A 21,652-nucleotide genomic window follows, 5' to 3' on the forward strand; every position below is an offset into this window, starting at 1 on the left:
TTTGCCTGATAAAGAAATATAAATGGACACTTATCTGGAAAACGCCTTATTCCGGCATGTTGAGCGGATGGTCCGTCTCCTCAGATGAAAATAAGTAGGTTTTGTGATGGTAATGAATGCTGTAGACGAGACCCATCGCAAACATATTCCCCATCAGAGAGCTCCCGCCGTAACTAATGAACGGGAGAGGAATGCCGGTGATCGGCAGGACTTGTATGGTCATCCCGATATTTTGAAACACGTGGAACGTAATCATGCTGATGATTCCGGTACAGACATAAGTATTGAACAAATCCTTCGTATCCAGAGCAGTCTTAATTAAATGGTAAATCAGCATGAAATAGAGACCGATGACGACACTTCCGCCGATAAACCCATATTCCTCCCCAATGACGCTGAATATAAAATCGGTATGGGCCTCGGGAATATAAACCTCGCCATGGCCCAACCCCTTCCCTGAAATCAAGCCGGACCCAATCGCCATAAGCGATTTCAATAAATGGTAGCTGGAATCCGTTGCGTGTCCTTGTGGGTCCAGCCAGGCATAAATCCGGTTGAATTGGTACGTTTCAACACCCAAGTACCTCTGCAGGATTTCTGGTTTTTTCAACACGAGATAAAAGATCCCCCCTGCCAGGGAGGCTCCCAGCCCGTAGACCGGCAGGATAATTTTCCACGAAATGCCGGAAACAAGAATGATTCCGGTCAATATGGAGATGATGACCATTCCGGTGCCAAGGTCCGGCTGCAGCATAATCAAACCAAACGGACCGGCCGTGACCATTCCCAATTTTAAAAACAGGAAAAAGTCGGTGGAAATAGTTTTGTCCACATGTTTTTCATGATGCGCCACCATCACCCGGCTCAACGCTAAAATTAAAAAGACTTTCACAAATTCTGACGGCTGGATGGACCCAAACCCTTCGATGATGAACCAACTCTTGGCCCCGTTTCGTTCAGGGGCAATCGAGGCCGGTGCCAAAAATAATGCAATCAGCAAAATCAGCCCGAATCCATAGAATACCCATGACAGCTTTCTATACTGATAGCTGTCGAATAATAGGGAAACCAGAATAATGACCGTACCGACAACATACCAAAATACCTGCATGATGAGAAAATTCTGCCCGTATTGGTCGGTGCCTTGGGCGCTATAAATCGCCGCACAGCTGATTAAGAAAAAGAGAAATAAAAACAATGTCAGCGTCCAATCAAAGCGTTCCGCTTTTTTTATCTGCTTATCCATAGGTCCCACATCCATGCTAACCGTGTCTTAAAGATACATAAACCATTGGGAAGAAATGTCCCTTTATTACTAAACGATTTTACCCCATGAAAGGTTTCATATTTTTAAAAAGAATTCCGTCTTTCGTTACATTAGGTAATTCAAAAACATGGTCGCAATCCCAAAATAGGTGAATAATGAAAAAATGTCATTTAACGTGGTGATTAATGGCCCTGATGCCACAGCAGGGTCAACGTTTAGCTGATACAAAATCAGTGGAATGACGGTGCCGGCAAGGGTTCCTATAATCAGGGTGAATAATAAGGACACTCCCACCACGAGCCCTAAAATCCCATTTCCCTGCCAAATGAAGGCAATCAGTGAAATTAAAACCCCACAGGTAATCCCGATGGTGATCCCCACGCCAAATTCCCGCAAAATCAACCGGTAGACCACTTTGGCATCTATATCATTGGAAATTAGTCCGCGGACCACGACGGCAAGAGACTGCGTGCCTGTGTTGCCGGTCATTCCGGAGATCATCGGCATGAAGAAGGCCAAGGCCACTACTTTGTTCAAAGTATCTTGGTATCCGCTGATGATTCTCCCCGAAACTAGACCGATAAACAGCAGAAGAACTAACCAAGGCAGCCTTCGTGCGGCGGCGGTCAGCGTTTTGGTGTCAAAGTCGATCGCCTTTCCGGAAGCGGATAACTTTTCAATGTCTTCATTGGCCTCTCTGATCACGACATCAATGACATCATCCACGGTAATGATGCCAACGAGGCAATCCTGCTCATCGACGACCGGAACGGCAATAAAATCATAGCGTTCAACGGTCTTGGCGACTTCCTCCTGGTCTGTCGTGACTTTCACGGAAATAACCCTTTCGTACATCACGCTGCTGATCTTTTCACCGGGTTCGGCCAAAAGTAAATCCCGATACGAGACGACACCGACCAGTCTTCGGTCCTCATCGATGACATAAAGATATTGGATTGATTCGGCATATTCCGCGAAGGTTTTCAGCTTATCCACGGCTTCCCTCACCGTGTAATAGGTCCGGATCCAAACGAAGCGGTTGGTCATGATCCGGCCGGCCGTTTCCACCGGATATTTCATGATATCCTTTACGGCGTTCGATTCTTCCGCTTGCATATCGGAAAGCAGGGATTCTATTTTTTCGGGAGATAAGTCATGGAGCAGCATAGCTAAATCGTCGTTGTCCATTAAATCGAGGACTTTTGATGACTTTTCGGCCCCAAGCCGGTTCAAAACATCAATCTGTTCCGGTTTATCCAGCTCCTGCATGAGGTCTGCCAAAACATCAAATTGTAAGAAATGCAGAAACCGGCCTTTGTGTTTTTCCGGAAGATCGATATAAAATTTTGCCACATCATAAGGCTGGAGTTCCTCGAGTATCTCTTCCAAGTCAGAATGTTTGTTTTCCTTCAGGGATTTAATAATATGTAGACTTATCTCATCTTCCGTCATGTTTTTTATCATCTATATCCACACTCCTCCATATGGTGCGGTCTTTCCATCTCATAAAAATAGCCCGGAAACAAATAATAGTCGTCAGTGCTACTATATAGTATGTGTTACAATGCCTGTGATTTTCCCCCCTGATCTTTTTTAAGAGGGCTAGGACTTATTTAAGTATATTATTTGTAAAAGAATTGAAATAAACTATCAGCTATTTTTTGATAAAATGAGTAAGTATGGACACAGGTTCCAAAGTTTTGGAAAACCTTTTTTAATATAGCGGGTGAACGGAGGGTTTGGTTTGGTGAAAAAGCATCATCAAGACATACGTGATTTAATTTATGTCCATTTAAATCAAACAGACCAGTATGTGTTATCTTATGGAATTGAATTTGAAGAGTTTGCAACGGCTTTTTCAGGTACATTAAATCATTTGCTTTTATTAAAGCACCGCTTTGATGATGCTGATTTTAATATGCATACGCTCCTCGAATACTGCCCAGAGGATCGGATTGTCCAATTGGCGGAAGAAGATGTTTATGGCTATGGGAATTTCTGTTGGATTGACTTTACCGAGGAAGATGTCTTAAACGAATTATCAGGCCAGGAAATGGCAGAGTTACTGTACCTGGGACATCATAAACAGCATTTAAAGCTGCCGTTTTATAATAAACTGGGCAACCGTTTCGTTTATCTCGCCACTGATGACGGCTGGTTTAATAAAACTTACTATCGAAGCTTTAAGGATTTCTTTTCGTTGCTAAGCGAAGTGATTTCTTCGAAGTTAAGTGAATTGAAGCCGGAAAAGTCCGTGCTGGGACTGCGGAAAAAGCGTGCCTATCCGCCGGTGAATAAGGAAATTTTGCTTTCTTTAACCCCGTTTATCAAGGAAGGGATTTGTTTTTCGTTTCGGGATGCCGATGTCCAGCGCACCCGCATCGAAATTCCGATTTGGGTGATGGGCGACTATGCGGACATGGACGATATGTATGAGGCCTATCAGGACATTTCCCGTGAGCCACACCATGCCAAACTGATATTTGATAGAAAAACAAAAGAGTGGAAACTGAATGTTTTATAATCAAATCTCTCCGTAACAGGAGGGATTTATTTTTGAGTCTATGTTAAAATTGATTTCCACTTCAGCAACTCAGCAAACCCGCGGGCGTGCTGGGGAGGGTATTCGGCGCTTGATACTTGCCGGTCTCCTCAGCCCTGTACTCTCGCAGGAGTCGAGGTTATCCGCAAAAAGCGGATGGAAATGAGCTGGCCGGAACCAATCGAATCTATGAAAACCAAACCGAAAATAGGCCCTCATTAACGCCCAAGTGATACATATAATAGATACCAAACAGGATGCTGATGACGCCTGTGACATGGTTTAACGTTTTATTCAACTGTTTTCCGGAGGTAAGGACAAAAGGGATGCCGATGACTGTAGAAAAGCTGAGCATTCCGATGACCGTCCCTAACCCAAAAATCAGGATATATTGGGCACCCTGCCAAACAGTTGATACCGTGCTCATGGTGAGCAGGACCATGGCGGCACTGCCGGCGAGCCCATGAACGAACCCGATGCAAAAAGACTTCATATGTTGACGATGGTGTTTGTTATGGGCGTGTTTAGCTGATAGATGCGGGTGTGAATGGACGTGCGTGCGGATGGTACGGAGGCTGGAGATGCCTAGGGTAACGAGCATAATTCCAACCAAAAACTCGAGGCTCATGGCAACGGTGTCGGTAAAGGTGCTTTTAGCCAAAATCAGGAACATCCCGACAATAAACAGGGTGGTTGTATGGCCAATGCCCCAGTATACCCCGGCGAAAGCTGATTTTTTTATATTTTTTGATTCACTGGCAATGGCAGATACGGCAATCACATGATCGGGTTCAATCGCATGTTTGATGCCGAGTAAAAAGCCAATCAATAAGATGGATATAAAGGAACCAGTCATTTAAGAGCACCTCCATAATTTGGTTATAAGCTAATCTTACCGAAAAAAAACGAACTAAAGAGGCTGATTCGTGACAAATTTAGCAGATTTGGTTTCAAGTGGGCGGTGCCCAACATAAAATAGAAAAAACGTTTATCTCATTTCCTTTCTGCTTTGGTAAAGTGGTAAAATAAATATGATTGAGTATATGGAGGTTACACCATGAAAACAAAACTAGGTTTATTATACGGAGGAAAATCCGCTGAGCATAAAGTATCATTACAAACGGCTTTAGCTGTGATTAAAGCACTGGATCTAGAAAAGTTTGATATCCATCCCATTTACATAAACGAGGAAGGTCAATGGATTAAAGGGCCGCAACTAAAGGAACCGGCTGAAACGGTCAAACAACTCGAATTTTCCGCAGATAACCAAACGGCGCCTGCCGCGTTGGCACCTGCCCTTTTCCAAAGAGATCAGCAAAACGATGCATCCCTTGATGTCATTTTTCCGCTCTTGCATGGTCCTAACGGGGAAGACGGAACGGTTCAAGGTTTATTGGAATTATTAAATCTTCCTTATGTCGGCAACGGGGTATTGGCCTCAGCTGCTGGCATGGATAAAGTCATTATGAAAAATATCTTTGCCCAGGCGGGTTTGGCGCAAGTCGACTATGTGGCGTTTCTAAGAAGTGAGTGGGAAAAGGCCAAAGAAGCAGCTTATGCCAAAGTGGAAGAAGAATTGGGTTACCCTTGCTTTGTCAAACCAGCCAATCTTGGGTCCAGTGTCGGCATCAGCAAATGCCGCAATCGTCAGGAATTGGAAACAGCTTTTGCGGAAGCTTTCCAATTTGACCGTAAAATCATTATTGAAGAGGGTGTCGTTGCCCGTGAAATCGAAGTCGGTGTTTTAGGCAACGATGAACCTGAGTGTTCTGTCGCAGGAGAAATTGTTCCAAAAAAGGATTTTTATGACTATAAGGCGAAATATGAAGATGGGGAAACTGCGTTAATAATTCCTGCTGATATAACCGAGGATGAATACTACCAAATTAAAGACATGGCTATTCGCGCGTTCAAAGCATTGGATTGTTCGGGACTGGTTCGTGCGGATTTCTTTTTAACAAAGGACGGCAAAGCGTTAATTAACGAGGTAAATACCATGCCAGGATTTACACCGTTCAGTATGTTCCCGCTATTATGGAAGCATACTGGTGTGGAATACCCGCAATTGATCGAGCGTCTCGTCCGATTGGCGGAGGAAAGGCATGCGGAAAAGCAGCAAATCAAGTACACCATTTAATCACATCAGAATTCTCTAATTTTAGGCAAAAGAACTTTTGAAATTTTTTAGCCGGCAAGCAGGAACCGCATTGACACGGCTTATAAGCCGTGTCCGTTTTCTATATCACGCTTAACGGAAAGGTAAGGCCCGCTGCTGACAGGAATCGCCTAGTAATAGTTAAGGAGGAAAACATGATAAAACGATCTATAAAAGTGGTAGCCGAAATAGTTTCTGCAATAAATGACGTTACCCCTTTCGCTGACATCAACATCGAGGGGGTTACCATTGATTCCCGAAAAATAGCGGCAGGAAACTTGTTTGTTCCGTTAGTTGGAGAGCATGTGGACGGTCATAAATATGTGGAGGAATCGATCAAAAAGGGGGCGGCGGCAGCATTTTGGCAAGAGGATGTCCCTAATCCGCCCCAAGGTTTGCCCATTATTATAGTCGATAATTGCCTGACTGCCTTGCAAGAGCTTGCCCGCGAGTACCGGAAAGAACTGCCAATCCGCGTGGTTGGGATTACGGGGAGTAACGGGAAAACGACAGCAAAGGATATGACAGCTTCGTTATTATCATTAAAATATAAGGTTCAAAAAACGGAAGGCAATTTTAATAATCATATTGGCCTCCCGTTAACCGTGTTAAATCTTAATGAAGATACGGAAGTGGCCGTTTTGGAGATGGGCATGAGCGGAAGAGGCGAAATTGAATTTTTGACCAAATTGGCTTGCCCGGATGCAGTGGTCATCACGAATATTGGTGAATCCCATCTGCTTGACTTGGGTTCAAGAGAGGCCATTGCCGAGGCAAAACTAGAGATTCTTCAAGGATTAAAAGACGGTGGATTGGCGGTCCTTCACGGTGATGAACCATTATTAATGGAGCGGATTCATCAGTTTAAAGGAAATGTTGAGGTCCAAACCTTTGGCCGAAATGAAACCAATGATTTGTATCCTGTTGCAATTACCCAGTTGCAGCAAGGAAGCCGGTTTAGACTGAATGTCTCTGACAAAAACTTTGAATTGCCAGTTTTAGGAACGCACAATATTATGAATGCCCTGGCATCGATGTTGATTGCCCATTACTTTTCCATTCCGTTCGAAGAAATGAATGAGGGACTAAAAGGGGTTAAGCTCACCAATATGCGGATGGAGCTTGTGGAAGGCCGCCATGGTGAAACCATTATCAACGATGCGTATAATGCCAGCCCGACATCGGTCATGGCAGCCATTGAACTGGTCTCCAACCTGCAAGGATATGACCGGAGAATCCTCGTGCTGGGTGACATGCTCGAATTAGGGCCGCAGGAGGAGCAGTACCACCTGCAAGTTGGCGAAAGGTTAAATTCCGACAAAATTAACCTGGTGTTTACTTACGGAACACTTGGCAAGCACATTGCCAAAGGAGCGGCTTCAGTGCTGGGTGAAGAGCGGGTGTTTGCCTTCACCGATAAACAGAGTCTGATTAAGGAACTCGAGCCTCAATTGGGAGAGAACACACTGGTCCTTGTTAAAGCTTCGCGCGGGATGAAGCTAGAAGATATTGTAAAGGCATTGCAAAAATAGCGGGAGACCAACACGATGATTGGCTGTTTATGCCTGCACGGCTTCACAGGTGCCCCTTATGAGGTGGAACCGCTTGTAACGTATTTACAGGAACGAACCTGCTGGGAGTTTCGCGTCCCGACCCTGCCGGGACAAGGGGAAACCCTGTCATTGAAAGGAATCCGCCATCAAGAGTGGCTGGATTTTGCCGAACAAGAGCTGAAGGCTCTGATGGAGACATGTGATAAGGTGTATGTGATCGGCTTTTCGATGGGCGGGATGATTGCCAGCTTTCTTGCTGCCAACCATCCGGTGGACAAGCTCATTTTATTAAGCGCTGCTGCTTATTACATCCATCCCCGACAGCTTGCGGAAGATATCAAACAAGTCATGAAGGACCTGATGGGCGGCCAACTGGCTGAAAACCAATTGTTCTTCCGTTATAGAAAAAAAGTAATCGAAACACCGATGAGTGCGGTTCTGCAATTTCACAGGCTGGTTTCCTCCATTAGACCCGACTTGCCGAAAATTATGGCACCCACATTGGTCGCACAAGGGGAAGCGGATGGAATTGTGCCCCCGAAAAGCGCAGAATACCTTTACCGGACCATTGGTTCCAGTAAAAAGAAACTCGTGGTGATCAGCAATTCCAAACACCATATTTGTTACTGTGAAGAAAAAGAAGAATTGTTTTTGCAAGTGCTAAAGTTTTTGAATGAGGATTAAAAAACACAAGATAAAATTGCAATCTATTCCTGTTAATGATAATATTATTATCAATGTGTCTAAAGATTGATGGAATAAGGGCATACTCCTTTGGAGAATGTCTTTTTTTTGGTAAAATAAACATATCAATTTTACTCTTATTAGAGAATAGATTCGACGCTAATTATTAAAAATATTTTTATAATAGATGAAGGAGAATGAAAACATTGACGAAGTTTGAAGAATTAGGTATAGGCCAGGCGACGTTAAAGGCTGTTCTGAAAATGGGATTTGAAGAGGCTACACCCATTCAGGCCGAAACGATTCCATTAAGCCTGGAGAATAAAGACGTCATTGGGCAGGCTCAAACAGGAACAGGAAAAACCGCTGCATTTGGAATTCCATTGGTAGAAAAAGTGGATATCAAATCAGAAGCGATTCAAGGTATCATTATTGCCCCTACACGCGAGCTTGCTATCCAAGTGTCAGAGGAGCTTTATAAAATTGGATCTGGGAAACGAGTTCGCGTGCTGCCGATTTACGGTGGACAGGACATTGGCCGCCAGATTCGCTCATTAAAGAAGGCACCCCATATTATTGTAGGAACACCAGGACGTGTTCTTGACCATATCAACCGCAAGACGCTGCATTTAGATCATGTTCGTACTGTCATTTTAGATGAAGCCGATGAAATGCTAAACATGGGATTCATTGAGGATATTGAAGCAATCTTGGCGGAAACTCCGGAAGAGCGCCAGACCTTGCTATTCTCAGCCACCATGCCTGGCCCGATTCAGCGCATTGCGGAAAAGTTCATGAAGGACCCAACTGTTGTCCGGGTAAAAGCAAAGGAAATGACCGTTCCTTCCATTGAACAATACTACATTGAAGTTCAAGAACGAAACAAATTTGATGTGTTGACAAGACTACTCGATATTCAAGCACCTGAATTGGCGATTGTATTTGGAAGAACCAAACGCCGGGTTGATGAATTATCGGAAGCATTGAATTTGCGCGGCTACACAGCAGAAGGAATTCATGGCGACTTAAGCCAAGCAAAGCGCCTTTCTGTTCTGCGCAAGTTTAAAGAAGGCAACATTGATGTCTTAGTTGCAACCGACGTTGCGGCAAGGGGCTTGGATATTTCCGGCGTTACCCATGTATACAATTTTGATATCCCACAGGATCCAGAAAGCTATGTACACCGGATTGGCCGTACTGGACGTGCTGGAAACACTGGTGTCGCCATGACCTTTATTACTCCAAGGGAAAAACCGTATTTGGCTGTAGTTGAAAAAACAACCAAACGCAAAATGGAGCGGATGAAGCCGCCAACCCTTGATGAAGCGCTGGAAGGACAACAGCGTGCAGTGGTTGATAAAATTTTGGCAACCATTGAATCGAACAATTTACAATATTACAAAGCAGCTGCGGAAGAGCTTTTGGAAGCCAATGATGCTTCGACTGTTGTAGCTGCGGTATTAAAGATGCTGACCAAAGAGCCGGACACGACTCCTGTCAAGTTGACAGAGGAGGCACCGCTTCCGTCGAAACGGGAAAGAAAGCCGTATGACCGAAACGACCGCCGCCGCAGAGACGATTCACGCGGATACAACTCTGACCGCCGCAAAAAAGCACCAGTCAAATCCTCCAGAAACGGAGACAAAAGATCTGGCGGTAAATCTAGAAGCTTTAATCATTAATCATATATAGAAAAAAGCATGGATGACGCATCCATGCTTTTTTTGCCATTAGGCGTGGCGTGCCGTGCCGTTCATTTCAGGCATTGGATGGATGGGTTCGAAAAATAAAACTGGGAAATTCACAAATAAAATATTCCGAATCCCTAAATTTATGTAAAAAACTGTTCATGATCCTTCGTTAATAGATGGGATGGGTTTTCCCGAAACAAGGGAATAATAGATAAAAATTGCAAGCTTTGGAAGTGAATTTTCATGATTGTTCGTCTTGGCTATGTGGCCATGAGCATGGAGCTGCAGAATGCATCGCCTTCGCAGACCATGACCTTTGCCCAGTTCAGCCGAATCAAGGATCGGGAAGCCGCAATCCGCAAATTGGCACGGGTTGCTGAATCCAACCTCGACAATTGCCTTAGGCTCCTAAAACATAATGTCGCCAATGAAATCCATTTTTTTCGGTTCAGTTCCCGGCTGATCCCGCTGGCCAACCATCCGGAATTACCAGACTGGGATTATATGGAGGCACTAAAAGAACCGCTCAAACGGATAGGGGATTATCTAAAGGAGCATCCCATGCGGGTGGACTTCCATCCCGACCACTTTGTGGTGCTCAACTCGCCGGATAAAGAAATATTAAAAAACAGCTTAAAGACCTTGCAGATGCACCAGCATCTTCTCAAAGGAATGGATATTGATCCGGAACACCGCTGCGTTCTACATGTTGGGGGAGGTTATGATGATAAGGAAAAGGCGTTGGAGCAGTTTATTCATAACTGGGCGTTCGTCCCGGCATCCATCCAAAAAATGATTATGCTGGAAAACGATGACACCACCTTTACGGTAAAAGAAACCTTATACCTTTGCGAAAAGCTGGGGGTTCCGATGGTGTTTGATTACCATCACCATTTGGCCAATCATGAAGAGCCGGATTGGCAGGAGGATTGGGACAGGGTCAAAGCAACATGGGCCCATTCAAAACTGCCTATCAAAATGCATATCTCCAGCCCGCGCTCCGACCATGATTTCCGTGCCCATGCCGACCACGTGGACCCGCAAATGTTCCTGAACTTTCTGCAGGAAATCAAAGGGACGGTACCGGAAATTCACTGCATGATTGAAGCGAAACAAAAGGACGGGGCCCTGTTTCAGCTTTCCCGCGATTTGCAGGCGGAGCCGAATCTCCGGAAAATGGACCAATCCAGTTTTGAGATAATATAAAAAAGGGATGTTGTGGTCAACATCCCTTAAAAACGGCTTAGCAGCCCAATAATGCTAATCAGGATAATGAATCCCCAAATCAGGATTCTAATCGGCGAATGGGTGGAAAGGTTCCCCCTCCGGCTTTTTGCCCATCCGGCCACTCCTTGAAAAGTATCGGTGACATCTTTTTTATTATAATAAGGAATCGCCCCTAGTAAAAAGCCGCCCAGCAGCCCGAAGATATGGGCCGTGATATTAATGTTTGGCTCCAAAAAGGTCATTATCAAGCTAATGGCGCAAAGGGTCATGATAATTTGCGAGTTTTGCTTGGAAAGCAGATGCTTCCGGAAGATGATAACCGCCAAATAATATCCGAACAATCCAAAAATCGCACCGCTTGAGCCCACATGCGTATACGTTAACGGTTCCAGTAACAGGGTGGCCACATTGGCGATAAATCCTGAAATAAGATAAATGAATAAAAATCGGCCGCCGGAAAGCAACCGCTCCAGCGCGGGACCAAACAAAATAAGTGAAATACTATTAAACAACATATGTGAAAAGCCGCTGTGCATAAAGATCGGTGTAATGAGTCTCCAATATTCCCCCTCCATAATATAAATATTTACACCGGAGAGGTTTTCGTAAAACCAATAGTTTGGAAATACTGGTAGAATGGTACACAGGTAAAGGATAATATGAATCGCTGTAATGATCGAAACGATAGGATAAAAGCGAATAAATTCGCGGAAGCTTTCTGTTCTGGTAAACATGGATTAACCTCCTCTCAACTTCATCATAGACTTATATAGTGTTTTGTACACTAGTTAATTTCATTACTTTGAGAATGGTCCAGCTCCAGTGCCCAGCGGCGAGACGCCTTCCGCTTTTCTCTGTACACTATTATGCGCGGTAAATTTTAAATAGAAGGAAGATTCGTTGTGATAAAAGGAATTGGCACCGATATTATTGAAATTTCGAGAGTTGAAAATTTGCTTCAAAAGCAGCCCAAATTTGCAGAGCGGGTGCTTACCCTCAATGAAAAACAAAAATTTGACGGTTTATCTCCCAATCGGCAAGTTGAATTTTTGGCAGGCCGATTTGCCGCAAAAGAAGCCTATTCAAAAGCGGCGGGCACCGGTATTGGAAAGGAACTTTCTTTTTTAGATATCGAAATTGGCACGGCCCCATCGGGAAAGCCGTTTTTTATAAAACCGGAGGGCCAGGCACATCTATCGATTTCACACAGCAGAGAATATGCCGTTGCCCACGTGATCATCGAGATGGAAGATTTTTAGACAGCTTGGCTTTTCTCTTATCATAAACCCTAAGGTTGTCTCATATATTCATAGGGAAAAAGGAGAGACAAGGTCAGCTATGGTCATATAAACCCTGATCCCTGCCTTTCTCTTCCCAAAACTTAAATGAAATGAGACAAGAAGGGGTTGAAGGAATGAGGAAAAAGTTATTTTTGCTTCTTACAGGGCTGATGGTCATCTTTGTACTGGCTGCCTGTGGCACTAAATCACAAGAAGATGTGGTCAAGGAGTTAGAGGGAAAACTCGGCGATTTAACCAGCTATAAAGCGAATGCCAAAATGACCTTGAAAATGGGAACAGATTCGCAAGTGTACAATGTGGAAATCTGGCATAAGGATCCAACTTTTTATAGGGTCAATTTGAAAAATGCCGAAAAAGACCAAAGCCAGATGATTTTACGAAATGATGAAGGGGTCTTTGTCCTGACACCCGCCCTTAATAAGAGCTTCAGGTTCCAAAGTGATTGGCCGCAAAACAGCAGCCAGGCTTATTTGTATGAATCGCTAATCAAGGATATAGCGGCGGATAAAGAGGCCAAGTTCTCCAGTACCAAGGATTATTATATTTTTGAAACCAAAACCCGCTATCAAAATAATAGCATGCTTCCAACCCAAGAAATTAAGTTAAATAAAAAAGATTTATCACCGGCTGTAGTCAAGGTGATGGATACGGACCGCAATGCGCTGGTAACGGTTGAGTTTTCCAATGTGAAATTTAATACCAACTTTGACAAAGACGACTTTGATATGAAAAAGAATATGACCCGTGCCCAGCTGAACCTGCCTGCCATGGCCAATAGCGAAAAAGACCAGTCGTTTACGGTGAAGTACCCAACCGCAGAAATAGAAGGGGCCAAGCTGATTGGCGAAAAACAAGTCAAGATTGAAGATGGCAAGCGAGTTGTTCTCACGTATGAGGGCAAAAAATCCTTCACGCTCGTGCAGGAAAAAGTTAAAGCCAAAGTGGCATCTGCTAATCCGACCTACGTGGAAGGGGACCTGGTTGATCTCGGCATGACCATCGGGGCCATCTCGGATCATTCACTCACCTGGTCGCATGAAGGAGTCGACTACATGATTGCCTCCAAAAATTTAACGAAAGAGGAAATGGTAGAAGTGGCGAAATCGGTCCAAGGTGAAGCCATAAAATAAATCATCTTTAAACAGGCTCTAAGTGGAGAGCCTGTTTTTTTAGGCCTGCTTTGAAAAAAGCATCCTGACTGTTAATATGGTAAAATATAAGCCGTTAGATACTTTTTCAATAGGAAGTGTAATCATGGAAAACGAAGGGTATTTCTTTCGGGATACATGGGCCGAAATTGACTTGGATTGTATCGAGGAGAATATCATGTCTATTAAAAACCGGCTGCCGAACGAGGTGGACATATTTGCGGTCGTAAAAGCGAATGCCTATGGCCACGGGGATGTTCAAGTAGCGAACACGGCATTGGAGGCCGGAGCCAAATATTTGGCGGTTGCCTTTTTGGATGAGGCGATTGCCTTAAGACAGAAGGGAATCACAGCTCCCATTTTAATACTTGGGGCATCAAGGCCCAGCGATGCCAAGATGGCTGCTAAAATGAATATTACTTTAACTGTGTTTCAAATAGATTGGCTCAAGGAAGCCCAAAGCCATTTGGGTTCACAGGACAGGCTCAAGGTCCACATGAAACTGGATACCGGTATGGGGCGGATTGGGGTCCGGAGCAGAGAAGAATTACAAGAAGTGGAACGGCTGATTGAGAAGGATGAACGTTTCAAACTTGAAGGCGTGTTTACTCATTTTGCGACGGCCGATGAATTGGATACCACCTATTTTCAGCAGCAGCTGGCCAAGTTTGAGGAAATGATCGGTGCATTGGCCCGCCGGCCGCGGTATATACATTCAAGCAATAGCGCTGCCGCCATCCGGTTCCCGAAGGCTTATTTTAATGCCGTAAGGCTTGGAATCGCCATGTACGGGTTAACCCCATCACCGGAAATGGAGAAGGAAATACCATTCCCTTTAAGAGAAGCATTTTCCTTAAAATCAAGGCTTGTCCATGTCAAGAAGCTGCATGCGGGAGATAAAGTAAGCTACGGGGCTACTTACGAAAGCAAGGGCGATGAATGGATTGGAACGGTACCAATAGGTTATGCGGACGGCTGGATCCGCAAGCTCCAAGGCCAGGAAGTGCTGATTGGCGGCAAACGTTTTAAGATTGTCGGAAGAATCTGTATGGACCAATGCATGGTCCATTTGGACGAGGAAGCTCCTCTTGGTACAGAGGTCATCTTAATCGGAAAACAAGGCGATCAAATGATATCGGTGAATGAAATTGCCGCCAAGCTTGATACGATTAATTATGAAGTGCCGTGTATCATCACGAACCGTGTCCCAAGGCTTTATAAACGTGACGGAAAAATTGTCGAGATAAAAAATTATCTTTTATAATGGCAGTAAGACCTAAATCATCACTATTTAACATATTTATGATATTGCGGTTGATTTTGTGCATAAAAGGTTGTTTAGTTGGCTTATAATACAATAGGAATGATAATTAGTCTATGCAATGGGCTTGATTGGTGTTATTATAAAAAGTGGTATAGATAAAAAAATTGGTGTGTAGTGATGGTGGAGGTGTATGTTTGTGTCTGAACCCAGCGCAACTACGGAGATCTTAGTGAAATTACCGCAACATCTTGTTACTGAATTAGATGGTTTCGTTAAACAAGAAAATGTAAACCGCAGTGAATTTATCTACCAAGCAACCAAAATGTATTTACGCGAACGAAAAAAGAGACAAATTCGCGAGTCCATGAGACGTGGATACATGGAAATGGCGAAGATCAATTTAAGAATTGCATCAGAATCATTTCAAGCGGAGTATGAGGCAGAGCATACTGTGGAACGTCTTGTAAGCGGAGGATAATCCTTTGATTGTCAAGCGTGGTGACGTCTATTTTGCGGACCTATCCCCAGTTGTTGGTTCTGAACAAGGCGGTGTCCGGCCAGTACTTGTCATCCAAAACGACATCGGGAATCGGTTTAGTCCCACAGTGATCATTGCAGCGATTACAGCGCAAATTCAAAAAGCAAAGCTCCCTACTCATGTTGAAATTGATGCGAAGCGCTACGGGTTTGAACGGGATTCAGTCATACTATTGGAGCAGATTCGTACAATTGATAAGCAGCGGTTAACCGATAAAATCACCCATCTCGATGACGAAATGATGGAACGAGTGGATGAAGCCTTGCAAGTGAGTTTAGGTCTCATCGAATTTTAAATTAAACACGCTCTTGGCGAAGAGCGTGTTTTCATACATATTCTGCCCATATGACCAAAAGGCAAGCTCCTGTCAGCTTGCCTTTTCTTTTGATTGATTAAGATTACATGAGGATGCTCAAAGATGGACAAATTCTGAAGGGAGCATTTCATACTGTCTATCATTTGCCAGGTGAAGGACAAAACAGAATAAAAAATGAAAAATGGCCTATAACCTTGGGCCGTGGAATGAACCATTCTTATCAATGAAAACTCCTAAGATAATTGATACAATTAGGAAAAGGAATAGGAGGATTTTTGTGACAGAAACATTAGTAAAAGACGACCAACTATTAAGCAAAATTGCTGCGGAACTAGCAGTTACATACAAACAAGTTAAAAATGTCATTGGGTTATTGAACGATGGGAACACCGTTCCGTTCATTGCCCGGTACCGCAAGGAAATGACCGGTGCGCTGGATGAAGTCCAGATTCGAGATATCCAGGAGCGCTGGCAATATATCCAAAACCTTGAACAACGAAAAGAAGAAGTCCTCCGGATTATTGAAGAACAAGGTAAATTGACTGAGGAACTCAAACGTGAGATCACCAAAGCGGAAAAGCTCCAAGAGGTAGAGGACCTATATCGCCCTTATAAGCAAAAACGCCGCACAAAAGCAACGATAGCAAAAGAAAAAGGGTTAGAACCATTCGCCCAGTGGCTGTTGACCTTTTCTCCGGATAACCCGGCTGAAAAAGCAAAGGAATTTTTATCAGAAGAAAAAGAAGTCCTAACCGTAGAAGAGGTCATAGCAGGCGGAAAGGACATTATCGCCGAAATGGTTTCTGATGATGCCGAAGGGCGTAAATGGATCCGCCAGCAGACTTTTAGAACAGGCACTGTGGTATCTGCAGTAAAAGAGGCGGATAAAGACGAGAAAAACGTATACGAAATGTATTATGAATACGAAGAGCCTGTGAACAAAATTGTTCCCCATCGCATCTTGGCTTTAAACCGTGGCGAAAAGGAAGATATTTTACGGGTTTCTGTAAAAGTCAATCCAGATACAGTGCTTAACTATCTATCAAGAAAATGGATTGCCAAGGAACATTCGCCTGCCGCTCCGATTGTAACAGAAGCCATCGAGGACAGTTATAAGAGATTAATCCAGCCATCAATCGAACGGGAAATCCGCAACGAATTGACCGAAAAAGGCGAAGAACAGGCCATTCATATCTTCTCGGAAAACCTGCGGAATCTCTTGTTGCAGCCACCGTTAAAGGGCAAAGTGGTGATCGGAGTCGACCCTGCCTATCGGACAGGCTGTAAGCTGGCAGTTGTTGATGAAACAGGAAAGGTGTTAAAAATCGACGTGATTTACCCGCACCCTCCTGTATCCAAGACAAAAGAAGCAAAACAGAAGTTTATCAATATTCTCCGCGAGTATAAAGTGGAAATGGCTGCGATCGGAAACGGAACTGCTTCAAGGGAAACGGAACAATTCGTGGCGGACATCTTAAAAGAAATGGACGAAGAAATCTATTACCTAATTGTCAATGAGGCGGGTGCGAGTGTCTATTCCGCTTCTGACTTGGCAAGGGAAGAATTTCCGAATCTGCATGTAGAAGAAAGAAGTGCCGTATCCATCGCCCGCCGCCTGCAGGATCCTTTGGCTGAACTCGTGAAAATTGACCCTAAATCCGTCGGTGTCGGTCAATACCAGCATGACGTCGCACAAAAACGGCTTTCTGAATCGCTGCATTTCGTGGTCGAAACCGCGGTTAACCAAGTCGGTGTAAATGTGAACACCGCTTCATCTTCACTGCTGCAGTATGTAGCTGGACTTACCAAAACCGCAGCCAACAATGTTGTTAAAATGCGGGAAGAAGAAGGAAAGTTCACCAGCCGGGCACAGTTGAAAAAGGTGCCAAGGCTTGGTGCGAAAACGTACGAACAGGCGATTGGATTCTTGCGGGTATTGGACGGCAAACAGCCGCTTGACCGCACGGCAATCCACCCGGAAAACTATGACGAAGTAAAAAAACTACTGACCAACCTGGGCTTTACAGCGAAGGATTTGGGGACCGAGGAGTTAAAAACCGCGTTAGGCGGTCTTGAGCTAAAAACTGTATCGGAAGAGCTGTCCATTGGCGAACTGACTTTAAAGGATATTGTCGATGCTTTGGTAAGACCGGAACGGGACCCTCGTGATGAACTGCCGCAGCCTCTGCTGAAGAAAGATGTCTTAAAGCTTGAAGACTTGAAGGCGGGGATGGAATTACAAGGGACGGTCCGAAACGTCGTCGATTTCGGAGCATTCGTCGATATCGGTGTAAAACAGGATGGTTTGGTCCATATTTCGAAATTAAGCAAAAGGTTTGTCAAACATCCACTCGACATTGTGTCAGTCGGGGACGTCGTCACCGTTTGGGTGGATTCCGTTGACATGAAAAAAGGCCGGGTAGCCTTAACTATGCTGCCTCCGTCAGAATAGGAAAAACGTAAGCAACCTGGTCAGCGCAAAATGGCCTCCTCCAAAAAGCTGTTCTCAAAGTAGAAGTTATAACTTCGTCTCTTTTGAATTAGCTTTGTTATACGATATTGTTGATTTTTACACTCTGTTGATTGGAGCGGAAAACAACAGACTTATTTAACAGTGCCTTTGAATAAAAAACACTGCTTCCTAGAATGGTCCAGCTACAGCGCCTAGGGGCGCAGGTCATAAGCCAATCCGTCCGGAAGGTTAAAATACAACCTTCATGCCGGCTTGTCTTGCCTGCCGCCCCTGGTCAAGGCGCTTCCGCTTTTCTATGAGCAGTGTTTTTTTCTGTAAAAAAACCAGCATTGGTTCAGCATTTTTATTTGATAGAGGTTTTTCTCATAAAAAGCTCTCTTCATTTGGTTTTGAAACCAAGTTGGCATAATGAAACCTCCCTGATAGTAAGTCAATCCAGATAAGGGTATATACAATATATGCTATAATAGGTTGTCACGTTCACCAAAGAAAGCGGGGGAGGGGCAAAATGGAGAACAAAGAACTGCAGTTGCTGGTAGAGGCTATATCCATTGAACTATTCGGCAAACCCTTTAAGCATAAGGCCAGTTTTAATCCTAGGTTAAAGTCAACAGGAGGAAGATACCTTCTGGGAACCCATAATATCGAAATCAATAAAAAGTATTTGGAGCAGCTGGGAAAAGAGGAATTAATCGGAATCATCAAGCATGAACTTTGCCACTATCATCTTCATCTCGAAGGCAGAGGCTACCAGCACCGGGATGCTGATTTCAAGACCTTATTAAAAAGAGTGCGGGCCCCCCGGTATTGCAACCAGCTTCCTGAGCAAAAACACAAAAGAAGGGCATCTAAAATCTTAATATACAAATGTACAAACTGTAATCTTGCCTATCAAAGAAAACGAAAGATTGATACCGGCCGATATGTTTGCGGGAAATGCAGAGGTAAATTAGTCTTGGCAAAAGAATACTCAGCTTAAAAAGGCTCCCATTTATTTACTTTAAAAATCGTGTTGACTTTCCTATCGCTGGTCATTATAATGTAAAGAGTCGACAAGGTGATAGACCTGTTGATAGACTTAATTGAATTATTCCGCAGTAGCTCAGTGGTAGAGCTATCGGCTGTTAACCGATCGGTCGTAGGTTCGAGTCCTACCTGCGGAGCCATAATGGGGAAGTACTCAAGAGGCTGAAGAGGCGCCCCTGCTAAGGGTGTAGGTCGCGTGAGCGGCGCGAGGGTTCAAATCCCTCCTTCTCCGCCATTAACGGCCCCTTGGTCAAGCGGTTAAGACACCGCCCTTTCACGGCGGTAACACGGGTTCGAATCCCGTAGGGGTCATCAGGGATGGGGAATGAATTTTTTCATTTCCTGTTTCTTCTCTCTAAAAAAGTAAATTTGTTGGGCTATAGCCAAGCGGTAAGGCAACGGACTTTGACTCCGTCATTCGTAGGTTCAAATCCTGCTAGCCCAGCCACTATATTTGCGGGTGTGGCGGAATTGGCAGACGCACCAGACTTAGGATCTGGCGCCTTACGGCGTGGGGGTTCGACTCCCTTCACCCGCACCAAAAATTACCTGTTGAAACCATCAAGGTAATTTGATATGATTATCTCTGTTGCTGTTAACATGCGGTCGTGGCGGAATCGGCAGACGCGCTAGGTTGAGGGCCTAGTGGTGGCAACACCGTGGAGGTTCAAGTCCTCTCGGCCGCACCAAAAAAGTATTGACAAGCTACTTTTAATGTGATACGATGTAAAAGTTGCTTTTATAAGATGCGCCCGTAGCTCAATTGGATAGAGCGTCTGACTACGGATCAGAAGGTTATGGGTTCGACTCCTTTCGGGCGCGCCATAAACGGGAAATAGCTCAGCTTGGTAGAGCACTTGGTTTGGGACCAAGGGGTCGCAGGTTCGAATCCTGTTTTCCCGACCATTTATAATTTATATGCGGGTGTAGTTTAGTGGTAAAACCACAGCCTTCCAAGCTGTTGTTGTGGGTTCGATTCCCATCACCCGCTCCATATTTACTATGATTGTTCTTTGAAAACTAAACAAACGAATACGTCAACAATAAACATTCGTTTCTAACGAAACGAAGCCAACGTTTTAACTTTTATGAGCTATATCAACTTTCTTGGAGAGTTTGATCCTGGCTCAGGACGAACGCTGGCGGCGTGCCTAATACATGCAAGTCGAGCGAATCTTAAGGTGCTTGCGCCTTTTGGTTAGCGGCGGACGGGTGAGTAACACGTGGGCAACCTGCCTGTAAGACTGGGATAACATCGGGAAACCGATGCTAATACCGGATAATTTCTTTCCTCACATGAGGAAAGGTTGAAAGTCGGTTTTTAGCTGACACTTACAGATGGGCCCGCGGCGCATTAGCTAGTTGGTGAGGTAACGGCTCACCAAGGCGACGATGCGTAGCCGACCTGAGAGGGTGATCGGCCACACTGGGACTGAGACACGGCCCAGACTCCTACGGGAGGCAGCAGTAGGGAATCTTCCACAATGGACGAAAGTCTGATGGAGCAACGCCGCGTGAGCGATGAAGGCCTTCGGGTCGTAAAGCTCTGTTGTTAGGGAAGAACAAGTATCGGAGTAACTGCCGGTACCTTGACGGTACCTAACCAGAAAGCCACGGCTAACTACGTGCCAGCAGCCGCGGTAATACGTAGGTGGCAAGCGTTGTCCGGAATTATTGGGCGTAAAGCGCGCGCAGGCGGTCCTTTAAGTCTGATGTGAAAGCCCACGGCTCAACCGTGGAGGGTCATTGGAAACTGGGGGACTTGAGTGCAGAAGAGGAAAGCGGAATTCCACGTGTAGCGGTGAAATGCGTAGAGATGTGGAGGAACACCAGTGGCGAAGGCGGCTTTCTGGTCTGTAACTGACGCTGAGGCGCGAAAGCGTGGGGAGCAAACAGGATTAGATACCCTGGTAGTCCACGCCGTAAACGATGAGTGCTAAGTGTTAGAGGGTTTCCGCCCTTTAGTGCTGCAGCTAACGCATTAAGCACTCCGCCTGGGGAGTACGGCCGCAAGGCTGAAACTCAAAGGAATTGACGGGGGCCCGCACAAGCGGTGGAGCATGTGGTTTAATTCGAAGCAACGCGAAGAACCTTACCAGGTCTTGACATCCTCTGACACTCCTAGAGATAGGAATTTCCCCTTCGGGGGACAGAGTGACAGGTGGTGCATGGTTGTCGTCAGCTCGTGTCGTGAGATGTTGGGTTAAGTCCCGCAACGAGCGCAACCCTTGAGATTAGTTGCCAGCATTCAGTTGGGCACTCTAATCTGACTGCCGGTGACAAACCGGAGGAAGGTGGGGATGACGTCAAATCATCATGCCCCTTATGACCTGGGCTACACACGTGCTACAATGGATGGTACAAAGGGCAGCGAAGCCGCGAGGTGAAGCCAATCCCATAAAACCATTCTCAGTTCGGATTGCAGGCTGCAACTCGCCTGCATGAAGCCGGAATCGCTAGTAATCGC

At 45.0% G+C, this 21,652-nt stretch carries 18 protein-coding genes, 9 tRNA genes and 1 rRNA gene (1 of these 28 only partly in view); 23 read left to right on the top strand and 5 right to left on the bottom strand.

Annotation, left to right across the window (positions count from 1 at the left end):
- Positions 1 to 46: 46 nt before the first annotated feature.
- Complete coding sequence (locus ACY8D0_RS22070) at positions 47 to 1,246, bottom strand: FtsW/RodA/SpoVE family cell cycle protein (protein WP_462412644.1); 1,200 nt, start codon at positions 1,244 to 1,246, stop codon at positions 47 to 49.
- A 126-nt stretch (positions 1,247 to 1,372) separates the two neighbouring features.
- Positions 1,373 to 2,731: a magnesium transporter gene (gene mgtE / locus ACY8D0_RS22075; protein WP_462412645.1), complete on the bottom strand. Its 1,359-nt coding sequence runs from the start codon at positions 2,729 to 2,731 to the stop codon at positions 1,373 to 1,375.
- A 283-nt stretch (positions 2,732 to 3,014) separates the two neighbouring features.
- On the opposite strand from mgtE, the gene ACY8D0_RS22080 reads away from it, so the two are divergent.
- Complete coding sequence (locus tag ACY8D0_RS22080; RefSeq protein ID WP_462413152.1) at positions 3,015 to 3,791, top strand: hypothetical protein; 777 nt, start codon at positions 3,015 to 3,017, stop codon at positions 3,789 to 3,791.
- 205 nt (positions 3,792 to 3,996) lie between these two features.
- Here the strand turns inward: ACY8D0_RS22080 and ACY8D0_RS22085 are convergent, their stop codons facing one another.
- A complete protein-coding gene (locus ACY8D0_RS22085) occupies positions 3,997 to 4,665 on the bottom strand; it encodes a HoxN/HupN/NixA family nickel/cobalt transporter (protein ID WP_462412646.1) in 669 nt (222 codons plus the stop codon).
- Between the two features lie 201 nt (positions 4,666 to 4,866).
- Here ACY8D0_RS22085 and ACY8D0_RS22090 point away from each other — a divergent pair, with 201 nt between their 5' ends.
- From ACY8D0_RS22090 to uvsE, 5 genes are all read left to right on the top strand, one after another.
- Positions 4,867 to 5,946, top strand: a complete 1,080-nt coding sequence (locus ACY8D0_RS22090) for a D-alanine--D-alanine ligase (protein ID WP_462412647.1) — start codon at positions 4,867 to 4,869, stop codon at positions 5,944 to 5,946.
- 173 nt (positions 5,947 to 6,119) lie between these two features.
- Entirely contained in the window at positions 6,120 to 7,496 is a 1,377-nt protein-coding gene (locus ACY8D0_RS22095) for a UDP-N-acetylmuramoyl-tripeptide--D-alanyl-D-alanine ligase (RefSeq protein WP_462412648.1), read from the top strand.
- Positions 7,497 to 7,511: 15 nt separating this feature from the next.
- Positions 7,512 to 8,201, top strand: a complete 690-nt coding sequence (locus tag ACY8D0_RS22100; RefSeq protein ID WP_462412649.1) for an alpha/beta hydrolase — start codon at positions 7,512 to 7,514, stop codon at positions 8,199 to 8,201.
- A 197-nt stretch (positions 8,202 to 8,398) separates the two neighbouring features.
- Positions 8,399 to 9,883, top strand: coding sequence for a degradosome RNA helicase CshA (locus ACY8D0_RS22105; RefSeq protein ID WP_462412650.1), 1,485 nt, complete (start codon positions 8,399 to 8,401; stop codon positions 9,881 to 9,883).
- A 252-nt stretch (positions 9,884 to 10,135) separates the two neighbouring features.
- A complete protein-coding gene (gene uvsE, locus ACY8D0_RS22110; RefSeq protein WP_462412651.1) occupies positions 10,136 to 11,098 on the top strand; it encodes a UV DNA damage repair endonuclease UvsE in 963 nt (320 codons plus the stop codon).
- Between the two features lie 26 nt (positions 11,099 to 11,124).
- Here uvsE and ACY8D0_RS22115 read toward each other — a convergent pair whose 3' ends face one another.
- Positions 11,125 to 11,853, bottom strand: a complete 729-nt coding sequence (locus tag ACY8D0_RS22115; RefSeq protein ID WP_462412652.1) for a rhomboid family intramembrane serine protease — start codon at positions 11,851 to 11,853, stop codon at positions 11,125 to 11,127.
- Positions 11,854 to 12,021: 168 nt separating this feature from the next.
- Between ACY8D0_RS22115 and acpS the strand changes: the two genes are divergently transcribed.
- From acpS to ACY8D0_RS22145, 6 genes are all read left to right on the top strand, one after another.
- On the top strand, positions 12,022 to 12,378 hold the full coding sequence (acpS, locus tag ACY8D0_RS22120; RefSeq protein WP_462412653.1) for a holo-ACP synthase: 357 nt from the start codon (positions 12,022 to 12,024) through the stop codon (positions 12,376 to 12,378).
- Positions 12,379 to 12,533: 155 nt separating this feature from the next.
- Positions 12,534 to 13,550 carry a LolA family protein gene (locus ACY8D0_RS22125; RefSeq protein WP_462412654.1) on the top strand — a complete coding sequence of 339 codons (1,017 nt, stop codon included), beginning with the start codon at positions 12,534 to 12,536 and terminating at the stop codon, positions 13,548 to 13,550.
- A gap of 124 nt (positions 13,551 to 13,674) precedes the next feature.
- On the top strand, positions 13,675 to 14,832 hold the full coding sequence (alr, locus tag ACY8D0_RS22130) for an alanine racemase (RefSeq protein ID WP_462412655.1): 1,158 nt from the start codon (positions 13,675 to 13,677) through the stop codon (positions 14,830 to 14,832).
- 196 nt (positions 14,833 to 15,028) lie between these two features.
- On the top strand, positions 15,029 to 15,310 hold the full coding sequence (locus tag ACY8D0_RS22135; RefSeq protein ID WP_042454585.1) for a CopG family ribbon-helix-helix protein: 282 nt from the start codon (positions 15,029 to 15,031) through the stop codon (positions 15,308 to 15,310).
- A 4-nt stretch (positions 15,311 to 15,314) separates the two neighbouring features.
- Positions 15,315 to 15,665, top strand: coding sequence for a type II toxin-antitoxin system PemK/MazF family toxin (locus ACY8D0_RS22140; RefSeq protein WP_042454575.1), 351 nt, complete (start codon positions 15,315 to 15,317; stop codon positions 15,663 to 15,665).
- Between the two features lie 298 nt (positions 15,666 to 15,963).
- Positions 15,964 to 18,138 (top strand): Tex family protein, encoded by a 2,175-nt coding sequence (locus ACY8D0_RS22145; protein WP_462412656.1) that lies wholly within the window; start codon positions 15,964 to 15,966, stop codon positions 18,136 to 18,138.
- Between the two features lie 314 nt (positions 18,139 to 18,452).
- Here the strand turns inward: ACY8D0_RS22145 and cmpA are convergent, their stop codons facing one another.
- Complete coding sequence (gene cmpA / locus ACY8D0_RS22150; protein ID WP_154663445.1) at positions 18,453 to 18,566, bottom strand: cortex morphogenetic protein CmpA; 114 nt, start codon at positions 18,564 to 18,566, stop codon at positions 18,453 to 18,455.
- A gap of 101 nt (positions 18,567 to 18,667) precedes the next feature.
- Between cmpA and ACY8D0_RS22155 the strand changes: the two genes are divergently transcribed.
- The 11 genes from ACY8D0_RS22155 to ACY8D0_RS22205 all read left to right on the top strand — a co-directional run.
- Entirely contained in the window at positions 18,668 to 19,138 is a 471-nt protein-coding gene (locus ACY8D0_RS22155; RefSeq protein WP_462412657.1) for a SprT family protein, read from the top strand.
- Between the two features lie 112 nt (positions 19,139 to 19,250).
- Positions 19,251 to 19,325 (top strand) — tRNA-Asn (locus ACY8D0_RS22160).
- Between the two features lie 4 nt (positions 19,326 to 19,329).
- Positions 19,330 to 19,420, top strand: a tRNA-Ser gene (locus ACY8D0_RS22165).
- Positions 19,421 to 19,425: 5 nt separating this feature from the next.
- Positions 19,426 to 19,497 (top strand) — tRNA-Glu (locus tag ACY8D0_RS22170).
- Between the two features lie 61 nt (positions 19,498 to 19,558).
- A tRNA-Gln gene (locus ACY8D0_RS22175) sits at positions 19,559 to 19,633 on the top strand.
- A gap of 8 nt (positions 19,634 to 19,641) precedes the next feature.
- Positions 19,642 to 19,726: transfer RNA gene (locus ACY8D0_RS22180), tRNA-Leu, on the top strand.
- Positions 19,727 to 19,787: 61 nt separating this feature from the next.
- A tRNA-Leu gene (locus tag ACY8D0_RS22185) sits at positions 19,788 to 19,874 on the top strand.
- 59 nt (positions 19,875 to 19,933) lie between these two features.
- A tRNA-Arg gene (locus ACY8D0_RS22190) sits at positions 19,934 to 20,010 on the top strand.
- Between the two features lie 4 nt (positions 20,011 to 20,014).
- Positions 20,015 to 20,091 (top strand) — tRNA-Pro (locus tag ACY8D0_RS22195).
- 14 nt (positions 20,092 to 20,105) lie between these two features.
- Positions 20,106 to 20,179, top strand: a tRNA-Gly gene (locus ACY8D0_RS22200).
- 110 nt (positions 20,180 to 20,289) lie between these two features.
- A 16S ribosomal RNA gene (locus ACY8D0_RS22205) occupies positions 20,290 to 21,652 on the top strand (it continues 188 nt past the right edge of the window).

This window comes from Neobacillus camarae, from assembly GCF_054950115.1.

Bases quoted from the DNA above. Each gene is read 5' to 3' on its own strand.
- ACY8D0_RS22070 (WP_462412644.1), bottom strand. From the start codon at position 1,246: ATGGATAAGCAGATAAAAAAAGCGGAACGCTTTGATTGGACGCTGACA.
- mgtE (WP_462412645.1), bottom strand. From the start codon at position 2,731: ATGATAAAAAACATGACGGAAGATGAGATAAGTCTACATATTATTAAA.
- ACY8D0_RS22085 (WP_462412646.1), bottom strand. From the start codon at position 4,665: ATGACTGGTTCCTTTATATCCATCTTATTGATTGGCTTTTTACTCGGC.
- ACY8D0_RS22090 (WP_462412647.1), top strand. From the start codon at position 4,867: ATGAAAACAAAACTAGGTTTATTATACGGAGGAAAATCCGCTGAGCAT.
- ACY8D0_RS22095 (WP_462412648.1), top strand. From the start codon at position 6,120: ATGATAAAACGATCTATAAAAGTGGTAGCCGAAATAGTTTCTGCAATA.
- ACY8D0_RS22100 (WP_462412649.1), top strand. From the start codon at position 7,512: ATGATTGGCTGTTTATGCCTGCACGGCTTCACAGGTGCCCCTTATGAG.
- ACY8D0_RS22105 (WP_462412650.1), top strand. From the start codon at position 8,399: ATGAAAACATTGACGAAGTTTGAAGAATTAGGTATAGGCCAGGCGACG.
- uvsE (WP_462412651.1), top strand. From the start codon at position 10,136: ATGATTGTTCGTCTTGGCTATGTGGCCATGAGCATGGAGCTGCAGAAT.
- ACY8D0_RS22115 (WP_462412652.1), bottom strand. From the start codon at position 11,853: ATGTTTACCAGAACAGAAAGCTTCCGCGAATTTATTCGCTTTTATCCT.
- ACY8D0_RS22125 (WP_462412654.1), top strand. From the start codon at position 12,534: ATGAGGAAAAAGTTATTTTTGCTTCTTACAGGGCTGATGGTCATCTTT.
- alr (WP_462412655.1), top strand. From the start codon at position 13,675: ATGGAAAACGAAGGGTATTTCTTTCGGGATACATGGGCCGAAATTGAC.
- cmpA (WP_154663445.1), bottom strand. From the start codon at position 18,566: ATGCCAACTTGGTTTCAAAACCAAATGAAGAGAGCTTTTTATGAGAAA.
- ACY8D0_RS22155 (WP_462412657.1), top strand. From the start codon at position 18,668: ATGGAGAACAAAGAACTGCAGTTGCTGGTAGAGGCTATATCCATTGAA.